This window comes from Sphingomonas sp. Leaf22 (assembly GCF_001421715.1).
Lineage (GTDB): Bacteria > Pseudomonadota > Alphaproteobacteria > Sphingomonadales > Sphingomonadaceae > Sphingomonas.
This window is the reverse complement of the sequence record NZ_LMKP01000008.1, coordinates 58,347-77,910: the sequence shown is the minus strand read 5'-3', so window position 1 is coordinate 77,910 and position 19,564 is coordinate 58,347. Positions and strand designations below refer to the sequence as shown.

Annotated in this window: 20 protein-coding genes; 8 read left to right on the top strand and 12 right to left on the bottom strand. The window is 67.0% G+C overall.

Annotation, left to right across the window (positions count from 1 at the left end; all coding sequences use genetic code 11):
* Positions 1 to 70: 70 nt before the first annotated feature.
* Genes ASE70_RS05580 through cysD form a run of 3 tightly spaced genes read right to left on the bottom strand, consistent with a single transcriptional unit; the run spans position 71 to position 3,650 of the window.
* Positions 71 to 817, bottom strand: a complete 747-nt coding sequence (locus ASE70_RS05580; protein WP_056502273.1) for a 3'(2'),5'-bisphosphate nucleotidase CysQ — start codon at positions 815 to 817, stop codon at positions 71 to 73.
* A complete protein-coding gene (gene cysN, locus ASE70_RS05575) occupies positions 811 to 2,733 on the bottom strand; it encodes a sulfate adenylyltransferase subunit CysN (protein ID WP_056502242.1) in 1,923 nt (640 codons plus the stop codon). Before cysN ends, ASE70_RS05580 begins: the two co-directional genes overlap by 7 nt.
* The gene (cysD, locus tag ASE70_RS05570; RefSeq protein WP_056502239.1) at positions 2,733 to 3,650 is read right to left on the bottom strand and encodes a sulfate adenylyltransferase subunit CysD; all 918 of its coding nucleotides are present in this window, start codon (positions 3,648 to 3,650) and stop codon (positions 2,733 to 2,735) included. The genes cysN and cysD overlap by 1 nt, the downstream gene beginning before the upstream one ends.
* A 409-nt stretch (positions 3,651 to 4,059) precedes the next feature.
* Between cysD and ASE70_RS05565 the strand changes: the two genes are divergently transcribed.
* The 7 genes from ASE70_RS05565 to ASE70_RS05535 all read left to right on the top strand — a co-directional run bounded on the left by ASE70_RS05565 (position 4,060) and on the right by ASE70_RS05535 (position 11,024).
* Complete coding sequence (locus tag ASE70_RS05565; protein WP_082450735.1) at positions 4,060 to 5,424, top strand: bifunctional diguanylate cyclase/phosphodiesterase; 1,365 nt, start codon at positions 4,060 to 4,062, stop codon at positions 5,422 to 5,424.
* 40 nt (positions 5,425 to 5,464) lie between these two features.
* Entirely contained in the window at positions 5,465 to 7,903 is a 2,439-nt protein-coding gene (locus ASE70_RS05560; RefSeq protein ID WP_082450732.1) for an ATP-binding protein, read from the top strand.
* Between the two features lie 61 nt (positions 7,904 to 7,964).
* Positions 7,965 to 8,354 carry a response regulator gene (locus ASE70_RS05555; RefSeq protein ID WP_056397948.1) on the top strand — a complete coding sequence of 130 codons (390 nt, stop codon included), beginning with the start codon at positions 7,965 to 7,967 and terminating at the stop codon, positions 8,352 to 8,354.
* Between the two features lie 123 nt (positions 8,355 to 8,477).
* Entirely contained in the window at positions 8,478 to 8,684 is a 207-nt protein-coding gene (gene rpsU / locus ASE70_RS05550) for a 30S ribosomal protein S21 (protein ID WP_056397945.1), read from the top strand.
* An 89-nt stretch (positions 8,685 to 8,773) separates the two neighbouring features.
* Positions 8,774 to 9,388, top strand: a complete 615-nt coding sequence (locus tag ASE70_RS05545; RefSeq protein ID WP_056502234.1) for an FKBP-type peptidyl-prolyl cis-trans isomerase — start codon at positions 8,774 to 8,776, stop codon at positions 9,386 to 9,388.
* A gap of 126 nt (positions 9,389 to 9,514) precedes the next feature.
* Positions 9,515 to 10,552 carry a M48 family metallopeptidase gene (locus ASE70_RS05540; RefSeq protein WP_156356009.1) on the top strand — a complete coding sequence of 346 codons (1,038 nt, stop codon included), beginning with the start codon at positions 9,515 to 9,517 and terminating at the stop codon, positions 10,550 to 10,552.
* A 253-nt stretch (positions 10,553 to 10,805) separates the two neighbouring features.
* The gene (locus ASE70_RS05535; protein ID WP_200909493.1) at positions 10,806 to 11,024 is read left to right on the top strand and encodes a hypothetical protein; all 219 of its coding nucleotides are present in this window, start codon (positions 10,806 to 10,808) and stop codon (positions 11,022 to 11,024) included.
* Positions 11,025 to 11,169: 145 nt separating this feature from the next.
* On the opposite strand, the gene ASE70_RS05530 is transcribed toward ASE70_RS05535, so the two are convergent.
* Complete coding sequence (locus ASE70_RS05530) at positions 11,170 to 11,952, bottom strand: metallophosphoesterase family protein (protein WP_056502223.1); 783 nt, start codon at positions 11,950 to 11,952, stop codon at positions 11,170 to 11,172.
* A gap of 139 nt (positions 11,953 to 12,091) precedes the next feature.
* On the opposite strand from ASE70_RS05530, the gene galU reads away from it, so the two are divergent.
* Positions 12,092 to 12,958, top strand: coding sequence for a UTP--glucose-1-phosphate uridylyltransferase GalU (gene galU, locus ASE70_RS05525; protein ID WP_056502220.1), 867 nt, complete (start codon positions 12,092 to 12,094; stop codon positions 12,956 to 12,958).
* Between the two features lie 40 nt (positions 12,959 to 12,998).
* Here galU and ASE70_RS05520 read toward each other — a convergent pair whose 3' ends face one another.
* Genes ASE70_RS05520 through ubiB form a run of 8 tightly spaced genes read right to left on the bottom strand, consistent with a single transcriptional unit; the run spans position 12,999 to position 19,503 of the window.
* Positions 12,999 to 13,334, bottom strand: coding sequence for a DsrE family protein (locus tag ASE70_RS05520; protein ID WP_056502217.1), 336 nt, complete (start codon positions 13,332 to 13,334; stop codon positions 12,999 to 13,001).
* Positions 13,322 to 14,071: a HesA/MoeB/ThiF family protein gene (locus ASE70_RS05515; RefSeq protein ID WP_056502214.1), complete on the bottom strand. Its 750-nt coding sequence runs from the start codon at positions 14,069 to 14,071 to the stop codon at positions 13,322 to 13,324. Before ASE70_RS05515 ends, ASE70_RS05520 begins: the two co-directional genes overlap by 13 nt.
* On the bottom strand, positions 14,068 to 14,490 hold the full coding sequence (locus ASE70_RS05510) for a hypothetical protein (protein ID WP_056502213.1): 423 nt from the start codon (positions 14,488 to 14,490) through the stop codon (positions 14,068 to 14,070). The genes ASE70_RS05515 and ASE70_RS05510 overlap by 4 nt, the downstream gene beginning before the upstream one ends.
* Positions 14,487 to 14,924, bottom strand: a complete 438-nt coding sequence (gene dut, locus ASE70_RS05505) for a dUTP diphosphatase (RefSeq protein ID WP_056502211.1) — start codon at positions 14,922 to 14,924, stop codon at positions 14,487 to 14,489. Before dut ends, ASE70_RS05510 begins: the two co-directional genes overlap by 4 nt.
* Positions 14,921 to 15,706, bottom strand: a complete 786-nt coding sequence (locus ASE70_RS05500; RefSeq protein ID WP_235519620.1) for an alpha/beta hydrolase family protein — start codon at positions 15,704 to 15,706, stop codon at positions 14,921 to 14,923. The genes dut and ASE70_RS05500 overlap by 4 nt, the downstream gene beginning before the upstream one ends.
* Positions 15,707 to 15,713: 7 nt before the next feature.
* The gene (gene coaBC / locus ASE70_RS05495; protein WP_056502208.1) at positions 15,714 to 16,889 is read right to left on the bottom strand and encodes a bifunctional phosphopantothenoylcysteine decarboxylase/phosphopantothenate--cysteine ligase CoaBC; all 1,176 of its coding nucleotides are present in this window, start codon (positions 16,887 to 16,889) and stop codon (positions 15,714 to 15,716) included.
* Entirely contained in the window at positions 16,886 to 17,974 is a 1,089-nt protein-coding gene (locus ASE70_RS05490; protein WP_235519619.1) for a hypothetical protein, read from the bottom strand. Before ASE70_RS05490 ends, coaBC begins: the two co-directional genes overlap by 4 nt.
* On the bottom strand, positions 17,971 to 19,503 hold the full coding sequence (gene ubiB, locus ASE70_RS05485) for a 2-polyprenylphenol 6-hydroxylase (RefSeq protein ID WP_056502207.1): 1,533 nt from the start codon (positions 19,501 to 19,503) through the stop codon (positions 17,971 to 17,973). Before ubiB ends, ASE70_RS05490 begins: the two co-directional genes overlap by 4 nt.
* Between the last annotated feature and the right edge of the window lie 61 nt (positions 19,504 to 19,564).

Below are 19,564 nucleotides of genomic sequence, written 5' to 3'. Positions count from 1 at the left end.
CGAACGGATCGAAGCATCGGACCCGCCCCGATCGGTCAAACCAGGGCGGCGGCCGCTTGGAAGCCGTACGCTACCGGTCGAGCCCCAGACCGGCGATAATCGGCAGGATCCGGGCCGCATCGTCGCGCCGACAGATCAGCAGATCGGGCAGCCACGTATCCTGACAGTTATAATAGAGCGGCGACCCGTCGATCCGCGACGCGTGCAATCCGGCTGCCAGCGCCACCGCGACCGGCGCGCAGCTGTCCCACTCATATTGCCCGCCGGCGTGCAGATAGATGTCGGCCTGCCCAAGCACCACCGCCATTGCCTTGGCACCCGCCGATCCCATCGGGATCAGTTCGGCATCGATCGCTTCGGCAACCGCCAGCGCCTGCGGCGCGGGGCGGGTACGACTGACGACCATGCGCGGGCGATCGGGGCGGGGCGGCACCACCGGGGCGGGGCTGCTCGACAAGGTGATGCCCAGCGACGGCAACGCGACCGCCCCGGCCTCCGCACGGCCACCGACCGCGAGCGCGATATGCACCGCCCAGTCGTCGCGTCCTTCGGCATATTCGCGGGTGCCGTCCAGCGGATCGACGATCCATGTCTGCGCAGCGGCACAGCGCGCCTTGTCGTCGGCGGACTCCTCAGACAGCACGAACGCATCGGGGCGGGCGGTGCGCAGTCGTTCGAGGATCAGCGTATTCGCTTCCCGGTCGCCGCGGTCGCCCAGCGCCTTGCCGGTCTCGCGCCCCTCCGCCCGGATCGCGAGCAACAGCTTGCCAGCCTCGGCGGCGATCGCGGTGGCGAGAAGTGCGTCGTCGGTCACAATACCGGTGCCCAGATGCCGAGCACATGTTCGACGATGCGTTCGGCGGCCGCTTCCGGCGTCTCGCGCGTCGTATCTACATGGATTTCGGGTGCGAGCGGCGGTTCGTAGGGGCTGTCGATGCCGGTGAAATTGGCCAGCGCGCCGCTGCGCGCCTTGGCATACAGCCCCTTCACGTCGCGCGCCTCGGCGACGGCCAGCGGCGTATCGACGAACACCTCGACGAACTCGCCCGCCGGCAGCATCGACCGCGCCAGATCGCGCTCGGCACGGAACGGCGAGATGAAGGCGGTCAGCACGATCAGTCCGGCATCGGCCATCAGCTTGGCGACCTCGCCGACGCGGCGGACATTCTCGACCCGGTCGGCATCGGTGAAGCCCAGATCGCGGTTCAGCCCGTGGCGGACATTGTCGCCGTCGAGCAGGAAGCTGTGCTTGCCGAGCGTATGCAGCTTCTTCTCGACCAGATTGGCGATGGTCGACTTGCCCGACCCCGACAGGCCGGTGAACCAAAGGACGCGGGGGCTTTGGTTCTTCTGCGCGGCGTGCGCCTGCCGCGTGATGTCGATCGACTGCCAATGCACATTCTGACTACGCCGCAGGCAATAGTCGATCATGCCGGCGGCGACGGTGGCATTGGTGATCTTGTCGATGAGGATGAACCCGCCGAGGTCGCGATTGTCGGCATAGGGTTCGAAGGCGATGCCGCGATCGGTGAAGACGTCGGCCACACCGATGTCATTGAGCGACAGCGTCTTCACCGACAATTCGGCCAGCGTGTTGACGTCGATCGCATGGCGCGGGGGCTGCACCGTCGCCGAGACGGTGCCGGCCCCGGTCTTCAGCCAATAGGCGCGGCCGGGCAGCATCGGTTCGCCGTCCATCCACACGATCGTCGCGCGGAACTGGTCGGCGACCTGCGGCGGCGCGTCGGCGGCGGCGATCACGTCGCCGCGCGAACAGTCGATCTCGTCGGTCAGGGTCAGCGTCACCGACTGACCGGCGACCGTCTCCGCCAGATCGCCGTCCATCGACACGATCCGCGCCACGCGCGACGTCTTGCCCGACGGCAGCACCCGCACGGCATCGCCCGGACGGATGGTCCCGCTGGCGATCAGGCCGGCGAAGCCGCGGAAGTCGAGGTCGGGGCGGTTGACCCACTGCACCGGCAGGCGGAACGGCTTCGCCGCTGCCGCATCGCTGTCGAGCGCGACCGATTCGAGATGCTCGATCAGGGCCGGGCCGGCATACCATGGCGTGTTGTCGGAGAGGGCGGCGATATTGTCGCCCTTGAACCCCGACAACGGAATCGCGGTGAAGCCGGCGATGCCGATCGATTCGGCGAATGCGGCATAGTCGGCGACGATGCGATCGAACGTCGCCCGGTCGTACCCGACCAGATCCATCTTGTTCACCGCCAGCACGATGTGCCGGATGCCGATCAGATGCGCGAGATAGCTGTGCCGCCGCGTCTGGGTCAGCACGCCCTTGCGCGCGTCGATCAGGATCACCGCCAGATCGGCCGTCGACGCGCCGGTCACCATGTTGCGGGTATATTGTTCGTGGCCGGGCGTATCGGCGACGATGAACTTGCGCTTCTCGGTCGCGAAGAAGCGATAGGCGACGTCGATGGTGATGCCCTGTTCGCGCTCGGCGGCAAGGCCGTCGACCAGCAGCGCGAAATCGATCTCCTGCCCCTGCGTGCCGACGCGCTTCGAATCGCTCTCCAGTGCGGCGAGCTGATCCTCGAAGATCATCTTCGAATCATAGAGCAGCCGACCGATCAGCGTCGATTTGCCGTCGTCGACCGATCCGCAGGTGATGAAGCGGAGCAGCGACTTGGTCTGGTGCTGCGCCAGATAGGCGTCGATATCGGCCGCGATCAGGGCGTCGGGCGTATAGGCGGGCGCGGTTGCCATCAAAAATAGCCCTCCTGCTTCTTTTTTTCCATGCTGGCCGACCCTGCATCGCGGTCGATCGCGCGCCCCTGCCGTTCGGAGGTGGTGGTCAGCAACATTTCCTGGATGACGTCGCTCAGCGTCGCCGCTTCGCTCTCGACCGCGCCGGTCAGCGGGTAGCAGCCGAGCGTACGGAACCGGATCGATCGTGTCGTCGGTATCTCGCCGGGCAGCAGGCGGAAGCGGTCGTCGTCGACCATCAGCAACATCCCGTCACGCTCGACGGTCGGGCGGGGCGCGGCGAAATACAGCGGCACGATCTCGATCTGCTCGCGCAGGATATATTGCCAGATGTCGAGCTCGGTCCAGTTCGACAGCGGGAAGACGCGGATCGATTCGCCCTTCGCTTTCCGCGCGTTATACAGATGCCACAGTTCGGGCCGCTGCGCCTTCGGGTCCCAGCGGTGATTGGCCGAGCGGAAGGAGAAGACGCGTTCCTTCGCACGGCTCTTTTCCTCGTCGCGGCGGGCACCACCGAAGGCGGCGTCGAAGCCATAGTGATCGAGCGCCTGTTTCAGCCCCTCGGTCTTCCACAAATCGGTATGCAGGCTGCCATGATCGAACGGGTTGATGCCGCGCGCCTGTGCATCGGGATTGTGGTGGACCAGCAATTCCATGCCGGCATCGCGCGCCGCCCTGTCGCGCAGATCGTACATCGCGCGGAATTTCCACGTCGTGTCGACATGCAGCAACGGGAAGGGCGGGGGGGCCGGATAGAATGCCTTTTTGGCGAGGTGCAGCATCACCGCCGAATCCTTGCCGACCGAATACAGCATCACCGGGCGTTCGGCCTCGGCGACCACTTCGCGCAGGATATGAATGCTTTCCGCCTCGAGCCGTTCGAGATGGGTGAGGCGATGGGATACGGGATCGGTCATGGTCCCGTCGCAGGTAGCGACCCACGGCGGTGCGACAAGACAACGATTCTTCGCGTGCCCGCCAGTTCAGCTTTGCCGCGTCCGAATCGGGCGCGTCGGGGCAGCGGCCGTCCGGGTCCGGCACGGCGTTTCCCAAAACAGGGGTTTCACAAAAACGCCTGGATCGTTCCGGCGAACCGTCCCGATCCAGGCGAATGTTCCATTTAGATCGGACGAAGGTCTTCGCCGTAGTGATCACGGAACAGTGCGAAAAACGCCTGCATTTTCAGTCTCCCAGAAGCGCCGAAGCGCGATGCCGTATTAACCGGAAATTAACCATAGGCCAATCGCAAATCGGCAGGAAAACCATCTCGCCGCGATTGCTGGCGTTAACGGATGCTTCGGGGTTTGGGCGGTAGCACTGAACATCATGGCACGCGCCGATTCGGAACATATCCCGCTGGTCGGGCCGTCAGGACACGGGAGGGGGCAGCGGCCCCTGTCGCCGGTCGCTGTGCGCGACGGACCGGTGTCGGCGCGCGCCGTTGCGCCTTCCGCCGGGTATCGCTTCCTGTTCCTCGCCGAAATCGAGGATTTCGCGGCATTGCGACGGCAGGTCGGGGTCGTCGGCGCCGGCGCGGCGCTGGCCGACATCGTCGCTCGTCTGCGGGCGATGATCGCCGATAGCCGGATCACGCCGGTCGGCCGGAGCGGATTGGAGATCAAGTTCGAGCGCGATTCGGCCACGGCCGGCAACGCCGTGGCCGAGCGTATCCGCGCGGCGATGGCGCAGCCGTTCGACCTGAACGGCGAAAGCTGTCGCGTGACGTTGCGAATCGGCGGCGTCGGTGCCCGGGTGCGCGAGGCCGACGAGGTTCGCCTGATCGAGGCGGCCGAGCTTGCGCTTGTCGACGGACAGCAGATCGGCACGGATGTCGTACGCGATCTGAGCGACCCCGCGGCGGGGCACGACCCGGTTCAATTAATGCGCGACCTGCCCGGCGCGATCGAGGACGGGCAGATATTCCTGCAATATCAGCCCAAGGTGCGGGTGCGCCAGCAATGCGTGGCGAGTGCCGAGGCACTGGTGCGGTGGCGGCATCCGACCCGCGGGCTGGTGCTGCCCGGCGATTTCATCGAGGCGGCCGAACGATCGCACGTCATCGGCGCGCTGACGCTGTGGACGATCCGCCGGGTGATCGCCGATCAGCGCATGCTTGCGGCGGCCGGCTACGACATTCCGATCTTCATCAACATGTCGGGCGTCCTGCTGTCCGATCCGGGTTTCGTCCGCGAAGCCTGCCGACTCGTTCGCGAAGGCGGCGCGCGGGTCGGGTTCGAGATCACCGAGACCGCGGTGATCCGCGATCCAGAGAGCGCGATCGCCAATCTGCGGACGTTCAGCGAGATCGGCGTGCCGCTGGCGATCGACGATTATGGGGCCGGCCTGTCGTCGCTGGCCTATCTCAAACGCTTGCCCGCCAGCGAATTGAAGATCGACAAGCTGTTCGTCACCCAGCTGACCAGCAGCAACCGCGATCCGCTGATCGTGCGCTCGACGATCGACCTTGCCCATGCGCTCGATATGGAAGTGACCGCCGAAGGCGTCGAAACACCCGCCGCGCTGGCGCTGCTCGGCGTCATGGGCTGCGACATGGTGCAGGGCTATCTGATAAGCCGCCCGATCGAGTTCGAGGCGTTCCGCACCTTTTTACGGGAAGAAGGCCATCTGGCGGCGATGGCCAGCCCGCGCCTGTCCTTCCTGCGCAACGAAGGCCAATGGAAGACCGGTTGATCGGTACCAATCATTAACCCAATCGGGTTAGCTTGCCCCAATGCGCCTGTGTCTCCCGCTCCTTGCCCTGACTTTCTGGATGGCGACCATCGCGTTGCCGGCAAGGGCGCAGCCGGGCGTCGACCCGCTGGACCGCCGTTTCGATGCGATTCGCGCCGCGCTGGTCGCCGAGCCTCGCGCCGGTTTGCGGGCCGGGCAGGAACTGGAACGCGTCGCCTTGGAACGCGACGGTGCCTCCTCGCGGCTGGTCGCCGCCGGCATCTGGTTGCAGGCCGAAGCCTATATCCGGCTCGACCAGGAGGCCGCCGCCAAGCGTTCGGTCGACCGTTCGCTGGCAATCCTCGCCAGGCTCAATCCCCGTGTCGCGATCGAAGGCGATGCGCTGCGCACGCGGGGCGACCTGTCCGCCGATGAGGGGCAGGTGGCAGCGGCGCTGGCCGATTATCAATCGGCCTATCGCGTCTATCTTGCCGCCGGTGATCGGCGCGGGCAGGCCATGGCGTTGCTCAGCATCGGGGCCCTGTATCGGCAGGGCAGCGATTTCGAAGCGGCGCTGCGCTATTACGAGCAGGCGATCGAGGCTTATGGCGGCGATCCCCTGCTGTCGGTTTCGCTGCTCAACAATCGCGGCAACGTCATCAGCGAGATGCGCGACTATCGACGCGCGATCGTGGATTTCGAACGGGCGCTGGTCGCGGTGCGCCGGCTCAACAACCCGTCGTTCGAAGTGCAGATCCTGCGCAACCTCGCGCGGACGCAGCGCGCGGCCGGCGACGATGCGGCGGCATGGCAGTCGGTCATGGCGGGCATGAAGATCGCGGAAACGGTCGGGTCGAAAGCCTCGCTGGATCAGCTGCGCACGCTGGCGGCGCGGGTGGCGATCGATCGCGGCGACACCGCGCTGGCGGTGCAGCTGGTCGATGCCGCGTTCGACGGGGTCGATCTGCGCACGACCGGGCTTCCCGCGCGCGACAATCACCAGAACGCCTATGCCGTCTATTCGGCGGTCGGCGACGCACCGAAATCGCTTGCCCATCTGGAAGCGCTCAGCCGGCTGAACGAACAGGCGACGAAGCTCACCACCTCGACCAAGACCGCGTTGATCGCGGCGCGCTTCGACTTCCAGAATCAGGAACTGCGCATTGCCCGGCTGAAGCAGGAGGAACTGCGCCGCAACATCGTGTTCGAGCGGGCGAGCGCGCGATACCAGCGCATCCTGTTCGGGGGCATCGCGGCCGCGGTCGCGGTGCTGGTCGCGCTGTTGACCTTCGGTGTCGTGACGTTGCGCCGGAGCCGGAATGCCGTGCGCAACGCCAACGTCGAACTGGCGGCGACCAATGTCGCGCTGGAAAAGGCGTTGAAGGCCAAGGGCGATTTCCTCGCGACGACCAGCCACGAGATCCGCACCCCGCTCAACGGCATCCTCGGCATGGCGCAGGTCATGTTGCGCGATTCCCGACTGACGCCCGACCTGCGCGATCGGCTGGGCATCGTCCACGACGCCGGGGTCACGATGCGCGCGTTGGTCGACGATATTCTCGACGTCGCGAAGATGCAGTCGGGCAATCTGTCGGTCGAACGCATTCCGACCGACCTGATCGAGACGGTCGAGACGCTGGCGCGATCGTCGCGGCGGCAGGCGGAGGATCGCGGGCTGCGCTTCACGCTGGGGATCGGGCAGGTGCCGCGCTGGATCGAGGGCGATCCGGTACGGTTGCGCCAGATCCTCTTCAACCTGCTGTCGAATGCGCTGAAGTTCACCGAAACCGGCGGCATTGGCCTGCGGGTCGAGGGCAACGACCAACATGTTCGGATCGCCGTGACGGATACTGGTATCGGTATCGCCGCCGACCGTATTGACGATGTCTTCGAATCGTTTCAGCAAGCCGACAACAGTACGACGCGTCGCTTCGGGGGCACCGGCCTCGGGCTGACCATCTGTCGCAATCTTGCCCGCGCTATGGGGGGCGACATTCGCGTCACGAGTGTCGCGGGCGAGGGGTCGACCTTCACGCTCGACCTGCCGGTAACGCCGGCGACTCCGCGAATAATGGACCGGGGCGAGGATGCGAGCCCGGACAAGCTGGTCATTCTCGAACGCAATCCGATCGCCCGGGGGATGATGCGGACCCTGTTTGCCGATCACGGCGCGGCGATCGCGTTCGTGGACGACGTGGCGACGGTGCGGGAGCTGCTGGCCGGGGGCAGGGTGTTCGCTTTGTTGATGGATATGAAAGCGTTCCGCGCGGGCAGCGATGCCCCGGAGCGCGATCTTGCCGAGATCGGGACGATGCTGCGGACGGCACCGGTACCGGCCGTTCTGGTGTGCAGTTCAGAAGAATGTGACGTAAATGTCGAAAAAAGCGTCATAACATTGCTAAACAAGCCGGTTTCGGCTAAGCAACTTATCGGTGCGTTGTTCGTCGGTCGGGATAATCAGGGTGCGGTGCCAACAGCCCTTGTTTCAAATGCGGCGTAGCGATAGCGGATTTCGATATGCAAAGCTTTGAAAAGAAGGCGATCCTTCGGATCGGTGACGCATGAGGATCCTGTTCGTCGAGGATGACGCGATGAATCGCCGGGTCGTCCGCGACATGCTCGACGTCGCCGGGGCGACCATGGTCGAGGCGGACCTTGCCGAAGCCGGGTTGCGCCGGATCGACGAGGAAGAGTTCGACCTGGTCCTGCTCGACCTGCGCATGCCCGGCATGGACGGGTTCGAGGTCATCCGCCGCGTGCGCGCGCGCGAGGATGCGAAACGAACGCTGCCGATCATCATCGTCACCGCCGATACCGCGATCGACTTGACCGAGCGATGTCTTGCCGCCGGTGCCGACGAAGTCCTGTTCAAGCCGGTGGCGATGGATGCCTTGTTCGACGCGATCGGCCGGATATTGGCGCGACGCGCGGGGGGCGACCTGCTGTTCTGATCCCGGCGGGTGCTCGCGCTTGCCCGCAGGAGGCACTCCTGTTAGGGGGAAGCGTCACGCCGCGGCCATGCTTCGGCGAACCCTATTCTATTGCGATGAAAAGACCCGGAGTTTTTCGACCTCATGCAGATCATGGTTCGTGAAAATAATGTCGATCAGGCCCTGCGCGCGCTCAAGAAGAAGCTGCAGCGCGAAGGTGTGTATCGCGAGATGAAGCTGCGTCGTCACTACGAAAAGCCTTCGGAAAAGCGCGCTCGCGAACGGGCGGCGGCGATCAGCCGGGCGCGCAAGATGGAGCGCAAGCGCCTCGAGCGCGACGGCGCCCGGTAATTCCACCGATAGCGGCCCGTCGGCGTTGATGCCGACGATGCCGCCGGTTTCCTGAGATCGGGTGCGCGAGGCGTGCCAAAGGGGTGTCGATGTCGGTCACTGCCGTTCCGCTGCAACCTGTCAAGCAGCGTCATATCGTCTGGGTGTGGATCGGGATCGCGCTGGCGTTGCTGGTTGCGGCGGTTTTTGCCTGGGTCGGTTCGCGCAGCGAAACGGCCTCGTTCCTCGCCGCCAACGCCTCGCGTCCCGGCGTCGTCACCACCGCGAGCGGTCTGCAATATGAAGTGCTGACCAAGGGCAGCGGCCCGACCCCGACCGATGCCGACGTCACGCTGATCAACTATGTCGGCAAGCTGACGGACGGCACGATCTTCGACCAGAGCCGCAACCCGACCCCGATGTCGCCCAAGCAGGTCGTGCCGGGGTTCGGCGAGGCGTTGAAGCTGATGCCGAAGGGGTCGCGCTACCGTTTCTGGTTGCCGCCGACGCTCGGCTATGGCGCGCCGCGTCCCGAAGGTGCGCCGCCGATGTCGCCGGAGGTCAAGAAACTGTCGAAGCAGGTGCTGGTGTTCGATGTCGACATGATCGAATTCATCCCCGAGGCAGTGCTGCAGCAGATGCAGATGCAACAGATGATGCAGCAGCAGGGCGGTGGTGCCGGCGCACCGCCCCCCGGACAGGCGCTTCCGCCCGGCATGCGTTAAACGCGAGACCGGTTCGATCGAGAACGGCGTCGGAGGTTTCCGGCGCCGTTTTTCGTTTCGGTGGGCCGATACCCTGCAGTCTGCCCGGCATCGCCTTGGGCTTTGCGATCATGCTATCGCGGGCGGATGTCTTTTCCCTCTCCTTGGATCGCCGAGCATCGCCGGGTGGTTCGGACGCGGCATCCCGTTTTGCTCGCGACAATATTGCTGACGATCGGTGCTGCGCCGAATACCGCCGTCACCACCGGGACGGACCAGGCGACTCTGGAAACACTTCGCGCTGCCGATCTGCGGCTGGGGGCGATCGGCTATCGGCTGGCCCACGCCAATGCTGCGCTGTGCGCCGATCGCGCGCCCGTCACCGGACTGATCGTGCACGCCATCGATCAGTATGACGTCAGCGAGCAGGCGACTGCCCGCACGACCTTCGGCTTCGAATCCGCGATCGCGGTCGAAGCGGTCGTACCCGGCAGTCCCGCCGACCGCGCCGGGGTGCGAGCGAACGATTCCATCGTCAGCGTAAACGCACGGCCGGTACCGGTCGCGAGCGGCGGTGGTCATGTCGCAACCCGCGACGCCTTCGCCGTGATGCTGGAAGCGCAACCGTCCGATCGACCGTTGGCGATGATCCTGCGCCGTGCAGGTCAGGAGCGACCGGTGACCGTCCCGGCCTCACCCGGATGTCGCACCCTGTTCGAATTGCGGGTCGGACCATCGATGGATGCCGTTGCCGATGGCCGGCTGGTGCAGATTTCCAGCCAGTTTCTCGAACGCTTCGATGATTCGCAACTTGCCGTCGTCGTTGCGCATGAATTGTCGCACAATATCCTGCGCCACCACGTCCGCCTTGAAGCGGCGAAGGTAAGTCGTGGCCTGTTGCGCGAATTGGGCCGAAATGGACGCATCTTTCGCATGACCGAAGACGACGCCGACCGGCTGAGCGTCCATCTGCTCCGCAATGCGCGTTGGGATCCGGCGTCGGCCGTTGCGTTCTGGAAAGGACCCGGTGCCCGGATCGACGGCGGCATTTTCCATAGCCGGACCCATTCATCCGCAGGAAAACGTGCGGAAAATATCGCCTTGGAGATCGCCGCGATCCCGCCCGGCGCGCCGATCCCGTACGTGCCGCCGATCGTGGCGACGCGCGACCAGCCGCTCCGATAATCCGATCATCATCGGACGCAGTGCGCTTGCCCTAATTGGTACCGCATTGCATACTGAACTTCCGCGATTGCGAACGAAACCGGGCACGCCCCGGTGAGTTTCAGCCGTGCGCAAGGCGTATTATGCTCGTCCGGAACCGGAAACGGTTGGCCGTGATTGGTATGATTAAGCTTGCAGGGGGGCGGACCGTATGCGAAGGGCCGCTCGACGTGTAGAGATACAAGGGAGTGTTGACATGGGTTTTGCTAAGAACATGCTGATCGCGGCTTCGGCCGTTTCGATGACCGTTGCTCCGACGGTTGCGACCGCCGCCAACGCTTCGAAGCTGTCGGTTGCTCGCGCTTCGGCTCCGGCCGCCAAGGGCGAAAAGCTGGCCGGCGGCGGCATCATCGTGGCGCTTCTCGCCGCGGCTGCTGTCGTTGCGGGTATCGTCGTTGTTGCCGATTCGGACAGCGATTCGGACAGCAACTGATTGCTCGCGCGGGAAACCGCGCTTCAGTCTAGGGAAGGGGCGCTCCGTTGGGGCGCCCTTTTTCGTTCGTCCGGCGATCAACGCATCGGGCGATGCCAGTCACAGCGGCTTGCTGTGCTCGTCATTGTTCAGGAACGGTCGGCGTTTACGCCGCGGCGGCGTAGTTGCCTGCGGACAGGGCCGTCGACAGGAACCGCCGCGTGTCCCCGTCCAGCACCAGCGCGGTCAATCGGCCGCTGCGATAGGCACCGGTGTCGATGCCGATGCGGTTGGCACGGATGTCGGGATCTTGCGTTACGGTGTGGCCATGCACGACGAAACGTTCGTAGCGGCCGACATGGTCGAGAAATGGCGAGCGAATCCAGCGCAAGTCCGAGGATTTCTGCGCATCGAGCGGAACGCCGGGGCGGATACCGGCGTGAACGAACACATACTCCCCAACGACCAACTGGTCGGGCAGGCCGCGTAAAAAGTCGAGATGCGCCGCCGGCACATGCCCGGCGATCAGGCGCTGGACGCCCTTCAGATCTTCGCGCTCATAGGCCGCTTCGTCGACGCCGTAGCTCAGCAACGTTTCCTTGCCGCCGGCGCGTGCGAAGACGCCGAGCGCCTGGCGGGCACCTTCTGCAGCGGAGAGCAGCAGTTCCTCGTGATTGCCGCACAGGCAGTGCACATCCACGCTGGCCGCGCGCATCGCCATGACCCGGTCGACAACGCCACGCGATTCCGGACCACGATCGATCAGGTCGCCGAGGAAAACCAGCACCGGCCGCCGTCCGCCGCGTGCCGGATCGGCGTCGATCTGCCCAAGCAGATCGTCGAGGCAGTCGAGCCGACCATGCACGTCACCGATCGCATACACGACGATATCGTCGGGAATGCGCGGGGCGGGGGTTGCGGGCCTGCGAAATAGCTTGGAGAACACCATGATGCGCGTCGCCCTTAGGGGAAAGGGGCTGTACGATCAATGAACCGCCGTGCCGCAGCGGGCGACCTGGCGGACAAAGGTCGTTTGCCAATTCCGCAGCGTATCTCTATCGCGGCGCAGCAATTGTGGGGATGAAACGATGACGATCAAGAAGGTTCGCAAGGCAGTCTTTCCGGTCGCCGGCCTCGGCACCCGGTTTCTTCCCGCCACCAAGTCGATGCCGAAGGAAATGCTGACGGTCGTCGACAAGCCGCTGATCCAGTATGCCGTCGAAGAGGCGCTGGAAGCCGGCATCGAACAGATCATCTTCGTCACCGGCCGCGGCAAGGGCGCGCTGGAAGATCATTTCGACGTTTCCTACGAACTGGAAGCGACGATGAAGGCGCGCGGCAAGTCGATGTCGCTGATCGAGGGTATCCGCCAGAAGCCGGGCAGCCCGGTCTATGTCCGCCAGCAGGAGCCGCTGGGCCTTGGCCACGCGGTCTGGTGCGCGCGCGAGATCGTCGGCGACGAGCCGTTCGCGGTGCTGCTGCCCGACGAACTGATGGTCGGCGGTTTCCTGAAGCAGATGGTCGAAGCCTATAACCAGGTCGGCGGCAACGTCATCGGCGCGCTCGAAGTGCCCGACAGCGAGACCGACAAATACGGCATCATCTCGCCGGGCAAGCAGGACGGTCGCCTGACCGAGGTCACCGCACTGGTCGAAAAGCCCAAGGGCAAGGCACCGTCGAACCTGATGATTCCGGGCCGCTACATCCTGCAGCCCGAAGTGATGCACATCCTCGATTCGCAGGAGCCTGGCGCCGGTGGCGAAATCCAGCTGACCGACGCGATGGCCAAGCTGATCGGCAACCAGCCGTTCCACGGCTTCACGTTCGACGGCAAGCGGTACGACTGCGGCGACAAGGCCGGCTGGGTGCAGGCGAATATCGCCGTGGCGCTGGGTCGGGCCGATATCGGACCGGCGGTGCGTGCGTTCGCGCAGGACGTGCTCGCCAACGGTTGAGTGATCGGGCGGGGGCCACGGCCTCCGCCCTCCGCCCCGTCTATAGGGTGACCAGCCGGTCGTCGGCGAGGGTCGCAAGCAGGTCGATCATGCCACCGGCCGCGACCATCGCGTCGTCCGCCGCCAGCCCGGCGAGCGCGAGCCCGGTCTGGCAGGCGATCAGTTCCACGCCGCTCTCGATCGCGACGGCGCGCAGCTCGGTCAGGTTCGGCAAGCCCGCCGGCGCACTCCCGTCCATCGCCAGCAGCGCCACGGCCCCCTCATGCAGATAGACCCGCGTTCGCCCGCCCAGCGCCGCGGCGGCGCAGGCGAGCGTCAGGGCGGCACGGAACCGGTCGGGATCGGGCGCGACGACGACGACCGTCAGCCCGCGCATCGGCAACCCGGGTCCTTCGGCAGCGACAGGGTGCGGAAGCGGAAGGCGAGCAGGTCGGCGACCAACAGCTTGCCCGCCGGATCGTCGCCGAAGCCGACGATCGCGCGAATGGTCTCCAGCGCGGCGAGGCTGCCCATCACCCCGGTCAGCGCGCCCAGCACCCCCTGATCGGCGCAACTGGCATCGGCGCGGGCGGGATCGTTGCCGACGAAGCAGCGATAACAGGGCAGATGCGCTTCCCAGCCGCGAAAGGCCCCCAATTGCCCCTCGAACTGGCCGACCGCTGCCGAGACGAGCGGAACGCGCGCCGCCAGCGCGGCATCGGCGACGACCAGGCGGGTGGCGAAATTGTCGCAACCGTCGAGGATCACGTCCGCCCCGACGAGCAACGTCGCGGCGTTGGTCGCGTCGATCCGCGTGGCGACCGGCTCGACCGTGACATACGGGTTGATGCGGCCCAGCGCCTGCGCGGCGGCGGTCACCTTGGTCGTGCCGATATCGCCGTCCCCGAACAGTGTCTGGCGTTGCAGGTTGCTGGCGTCGACCCGGTCGTCGTCGATCACGACCAGCGTGCCGACTCCCGCCGCCGCCAGATATTGCAGCGCGGGCGAGCCGATGCCGCCCGCACCGATGACGACGACGCGCGCGGCCTTCAGCGCCGCCTGTCCCGCGCCGCCGATCTCGCGCAGGACGAGGTGGCGCGCGTAGCGATCAAGTTCGGCGTCGGAAAAGGTCATTCGGTCCAGTCGAACCGCAATGACGCGCGATACCAGCCGCCTTCGTTGACGAAATGCGGCATCAGATTGCCCCGCGCGAAGCTGACGACCAGCCCGGCCCCATATTGTTCGACGGTCGGACAGCCGATCGCGCGCGGAATGGTGGCACGGACCAGATCATCCTCGCCGATCAGTACCGCGACATCGACCTGCAACTGGGTGCGGCCCTTCACCGGCATCGGCCGCGGACATTCGTTGCGCCGCAGTTCGGTCACGACGAAATTGACCATCGCTGTCGTCGGTTGCGGAGTCCGGCGATAGGGCAGGGGCGGCAGCGCGGCCCAGTCGATCGGCGAGCGGGCGATCGGGGGCGCGGCGGGCACCGGCACCGGCACCAGCGGCATCGCCTGCATCAGCGTCAACAGGGCCAGCAGCGTCATCGCCCGGTCGAGCCGAATCCGCCGGTGCCGCGTGCGGTATCGTCGAGCGTATCGACCTCGATCACGTCGGCGCGGGTGACCGCGGCGGGGACGAGCTGCGCGATGCGTTCACCGCGCACGACGCGGAACGGCTGGTCGCCAAGATTGGCAAGGATCACCTTCACCTCCCCGCGATAGTCGCTGTCGATCGTGCCGGGGGTGTTCAGGCAGGTGATTCCATGGTTGAGCGCGAGGCCCGAGCGCGGGCGGACCTGTACCTCATACCCGTCGGGGATCGCGATGGCGAAGCCGGTGGCGACGGCATGGCGCGCACCGGGGGCGAGTTCGACCTCCTCTGCGGCGACCACGTCCATGCCCGCCGCACCGGCGGTGGCATAGACGGGCAGCGGCAAATCGTGTCCATGCGGCAGGCGGCGCAGGCGGATCGGGATCATGGCATCACCATCGCATTGCGTTGCGGGGTCGCGGACGGCGCGGCGGCCATGCGGCGCACCGCGTCGATCAGGTCGCCGTCGCGCAACAGGTCATGGCCGCGCCCGGGCAAGACGCGGTAATCGGTGGCGATGCCGCGCAGCGCCAGCGCCTCGGCATAGCCGCGCGAAAAGCGCAGTGGCGTTTCCCGGTCGTCGGCGCCGACCAGCAGCGCGACGCGGGTCGATGGCGCGACGCCGCCGACGGTCTGCAACGGATCGAAGCTGTCGACCGCCGTCCTGAACCCGGCCGCACCCTGTTTCGCGCGATATTTTCGCCATTCGGGCAACATGCACGGGCAACCCGCCAGCACGACGCCGTCGACCAGCCCCGGACGGACCCCCATCAACGTCGCCGCCATCGCCGCCCCGCCCGATTGCCCGACCAGGATCACGCGCGCCTGTGGATAGCGGGTGCGCCAGCCCGCAATCGCATCGGCGACCGCCGCCACCCGGTCGGCGGTATAGCTGTCGCCATCGGTGCCGCCGCGGGTGCCGGGCGACGCATTGCCCGCCATGTCGCGATAGCCGGGCCGCAGCAACGCGACCGCGCGTGCGCCGGGGATCGCGTCGGCAATGGCATGGGCGGCGTCGTTGAACGCGGCGGGGACCATGCCGTCGCCGTCGCCGTGCAGCACGAGGACGAGGGTGCGGACGTCGCGCGACGCGGTCGGGCCGAAACTGGCACCGGCCAGCGTCACCGGCGGCGGCGCGGTGGTGGCGCAGCCGACGGCGGCGAGGAGCAACAAGGGACTAAAGCAGCGCATCGGCAATCCGGTCGGCCAGTCGGGCCGCGATATCGGTCTTGGGGGCGTCGGACCAGCGTTCGACACCGTCGGCGGTGACGAGGTGGACCGCGTTGCGATCCCCGCCCATCACATCGCCCGACACGTCGTTGGCGACGATCCAGTCGGCATTTTTCGCGCTGCGCTTGGCGGTGGCATGGGCGAGCACGTCGTCGGTTTCGGCCGCGAAGCCGACCAGCAGGCGCGGGCGGCGCGGCGACCGGCCGAGCATGGCGAGGATGTCGGGATTGGGCAGCAGGGTGAGCGTCGGCGGGCCGTCGCCCTTCTTCAGTTTGGACGGGGCGGCCTCGACCTGCCAGTCGGCGACGGCGGCGACCATGACGGCGGCATCGGCGGGCAGCGCCTGTGCCACGGCGTTCGCCATGTCGCGCGCCGATTCGACGTCGACCCGCGTCACACCCGGCGGGGTCGGCAGCGTCACCGGCCCGGCGATCAGCGTCACCTGCGCACCGCGCGCGGCGCAGGCGGCGGCGATGGCGAAACCCTGTTTGCCTGACGATCGGTTGGCGAGATAGCGGACCGGATCGATTGCCTCATGCGTCGGGCCGGCGGTGACCAGCACATGGCGGCCGGTCAGCGACTGGGGGGCGGACGCGGTCATCGCTTCGATCGCGGCGACGATCGCGGGCGGTTCGGGCAGGCGGCCGGGGCCGAATTCGCCGCAGGCCATCGCCCCGTTATCGGGATCGAGCACGGTCACGCCGCGCCGGCGCAGCGTGGCGACATTGTCGGTGGTCGCGGCATGTTGCCACATGCGGACGTTCATCGCCGGGACGGCCAGCACCGGCTTGTCGGTGGCTAGCAGCAGCGTGGTGGCGAGGTCGTCGGCCATGCCCGCCGCCATGCGCGCGAGCAGGTCGGCGGTGGCGGGGGCGACGACGACCAGATCGGCCTGCCGGCTGAGCTGGATATGGCCCATCTCCGCCTCGTCCTTCAGGTCCCACAGGCTGGTATGGACCGGCTGTTCGCTCAGCGCCGCCAGTGTCATCGGCGTCACGAACTGCGAGCCGCCATCGGTCAGCACGCAGCGGACGGCATGGCCACGACCGCGCAACAGGCGGATCAGCTCGCACGCCTTGTACGCGGCGATGCCGCCACCGACGATCAGCAAGATGCGTGTCATCGGGTAATCCTCTGCACCCGAACACGCCGCCTGTCGAGGATCGGCCGGGCAAGGTCGCGTACCGCATCGGGAAGAAACGCCATGCCGACCAGATAGGCAGGCGCGGCGGCAAGCGCCCAATAGAAATTGTCGGTGCGTGCGAACACCGCGATCGCCAGCGCATATCCGCCAAAGGTGAGCGCGGCCCGACGCCCGAGCGGACCCGGTGCCGCCGCCCAGCCGAGCATCGCCAGCATCGCCAGCGGCGCGCCCAGCCACCATGGCAGGATGATGAGTGCAGTCGATCGCGCCATGCCCGACGCGAACAGGCCGGGGCCGTGCAGCCTGCCCCACCCAGGCGACACCGCGTCGAGCGGTCCGGCGACCAGGGCGACCGCGCGGGCATGGAGCAGCAGCACGGCGACGAACACCAGCAGCGCCGCGACCCAGCCCAATGCCTCGCGCCGACGCCCGTCCCGCAGCGCCGCCGCCAGCATCGCCAGTGCATAGAGCGCCGCCGTTTCCCGGATGACCATCGCGCACAGGGCGAGCGCCACCGCCTCGACCCAGCGATCCTCGCGCCGGATCGCCAGCGACCATGCGATCAGCAGCCCGGCCCATAGCTCGTGGAAGGCGACCAGCGACGGCTGGACGAACGCGACCATCCCGCCGGCCAGCAGGAACAGCGCGGCGATGCGCGGCGGGCCGCGTTCGAACCAGCCGCCGATCCGCCGGCTCCAGGCAAGGCCGGTGGCGGCGGCGATGGCGATCAGCAACAGGATCGAGACGAAATCGGGCAGCGCCGCCTGCACCACGCTTAGCGTCGGCAGGCGGATCGCGGGGAAGGGGTGGAGCGGGGCACGATCGGCGCGCAGTTCCTGCGCGGCGACGGCGTAATAATCGCCGCCGCTGCGCAGCCCGTCGACGACCGAGGCATAGACGTCGACGCCGAGCGGCGCGTCGCGCGCCGCGTCCTCGGCCGGCAGGAACCACGACGATGCCAGCAGGGCGAGCGCCAGCAGCGCGATGCCGAGCGCCATGCCGGGCCGCAGCGTCGCGAACCGGCTGGAGCACGACAGCCAGACCGGCGGTCGCGCGCGGATCATCCCAGCAGCATCGCCGAGGCCGCGCCGACGAGCCCGCCGGCTATCCCGACCACCGCATAGCGCCAGCCGCCGCCGACACGGACGACGGCGACCTCGGGCAGCGGCGGGGAGGGCGGGGCACCGCCGGGCGCCGGATAGCGCGCCTCGATATTGCGGATCAGGTCGGGCAGCCGGGCAAAGGTGCGCAGGTCGGTGATGATCCGGTCGGCGACCATCGCCTCCGGCCCCAGCTCGTCGCGAATCCAGCCGCGCACGAACGGTGCCGCCGTCTCCCACAGGTTGATGTCGGGATCGAGCGCGGTCGCGACCCCCTCCACCATCACCATCGTCTTTTGCAGCAGCAGCAAATGCGGCTGCGTTTCCATGTCGAAGTCGCGGGTGATGTTGAACAGCGAATCGAGCATCATGCCGACCGACATGTCCTTGACCGCCAGCCCGCGCATCGGTTCACCGACCGCACGCAGCGCCGTGGCGAATTCGGCGACATTGTGATGGGCGGGGACATAGCCCGCCTCGAAATGGATCTCGGCGACGCGCTTATAGTCGCCGGTGATGAGGCCATAGAGGATTTCGGCCAGCCACACTCGCGCCCGGCGGTCGATCCGCCCCATGATGCCGAAGTCGATCGCGGCGATGCGACCATCGGGCAGCGCGAACAGATTGCCCTGGTGCATGTCGGCATGGAAGAACCCGTCGGCGATCGCCTGTCGCAGGAACGCGCGGACCAGCCGCGTCGCCATCGCATGCAGGTCGTGCCCCGCCGCGATCAGCGCCGGGCGGTTCGACAGCTTGATGCCGTCGATCCATTCGGTCGTCAGGATCTTCGACGTCGTCCGCTGCCAGTCGATATCGGGAATGGTGAAGTCGGGTTCGGCCTCCATCCCCTGCGCCAGTTCGGAGGCGGAAGCGGCTTCGCGGCGCAGGTCGAGTTCGCGCGCGGTCCAGCGCTTCATCGTCTCGATCACAAGGCGCGGACGAAGCCGCCGCAATTCGCCGCCCATCGTCTCCATGCGGGCGGCGGCCCATTCATAGGTGTCGATCGCGTCGAAGAACTGCGCCTCGACGCCCGGCCGCAGCACCTTTACCGCGACGCGGCGGCCATCGGTGGTGATGGCGCGGTGGACCTGCGCGATCGAGGCGGCACCGACCGGCGTCTCCTCGATCGACTGGAACAGGCGCTCGATCGGCTGACCCAATCCCGATTCGATTGCCGGGCGCACCACGGCCCACGACAGCGGCGGCAGCGCGTCCTGCAGCGACAACAGGTCCTGCGCGACATCCTCGCCGACCAGATCGGGGCGGGTGGCAAGCGTCTGGCCCAGCTTGATCGCCGCCGGTCCCAGCGCCGCGAACGCCTCGGCATAGCGCGGGGTCGCGGGAACGCGCGCGCCCAGCCGGGCGAGGCGCACTACGCGGCGCAGGCGCGGCGGCGTGCGCGGGTTGCGCTCCACCTCGATCAACGCGCCATGGCGCGCCAGCGTGCGCCCCCATTTCAGGATGCGCCAGTAATGGGTGAGGGTCGACGTCATGCGAGCCTTATGCCCCCACCGTCATTCCGGCGCAGGCCGGAATCTATTGTATCGGGTGTCG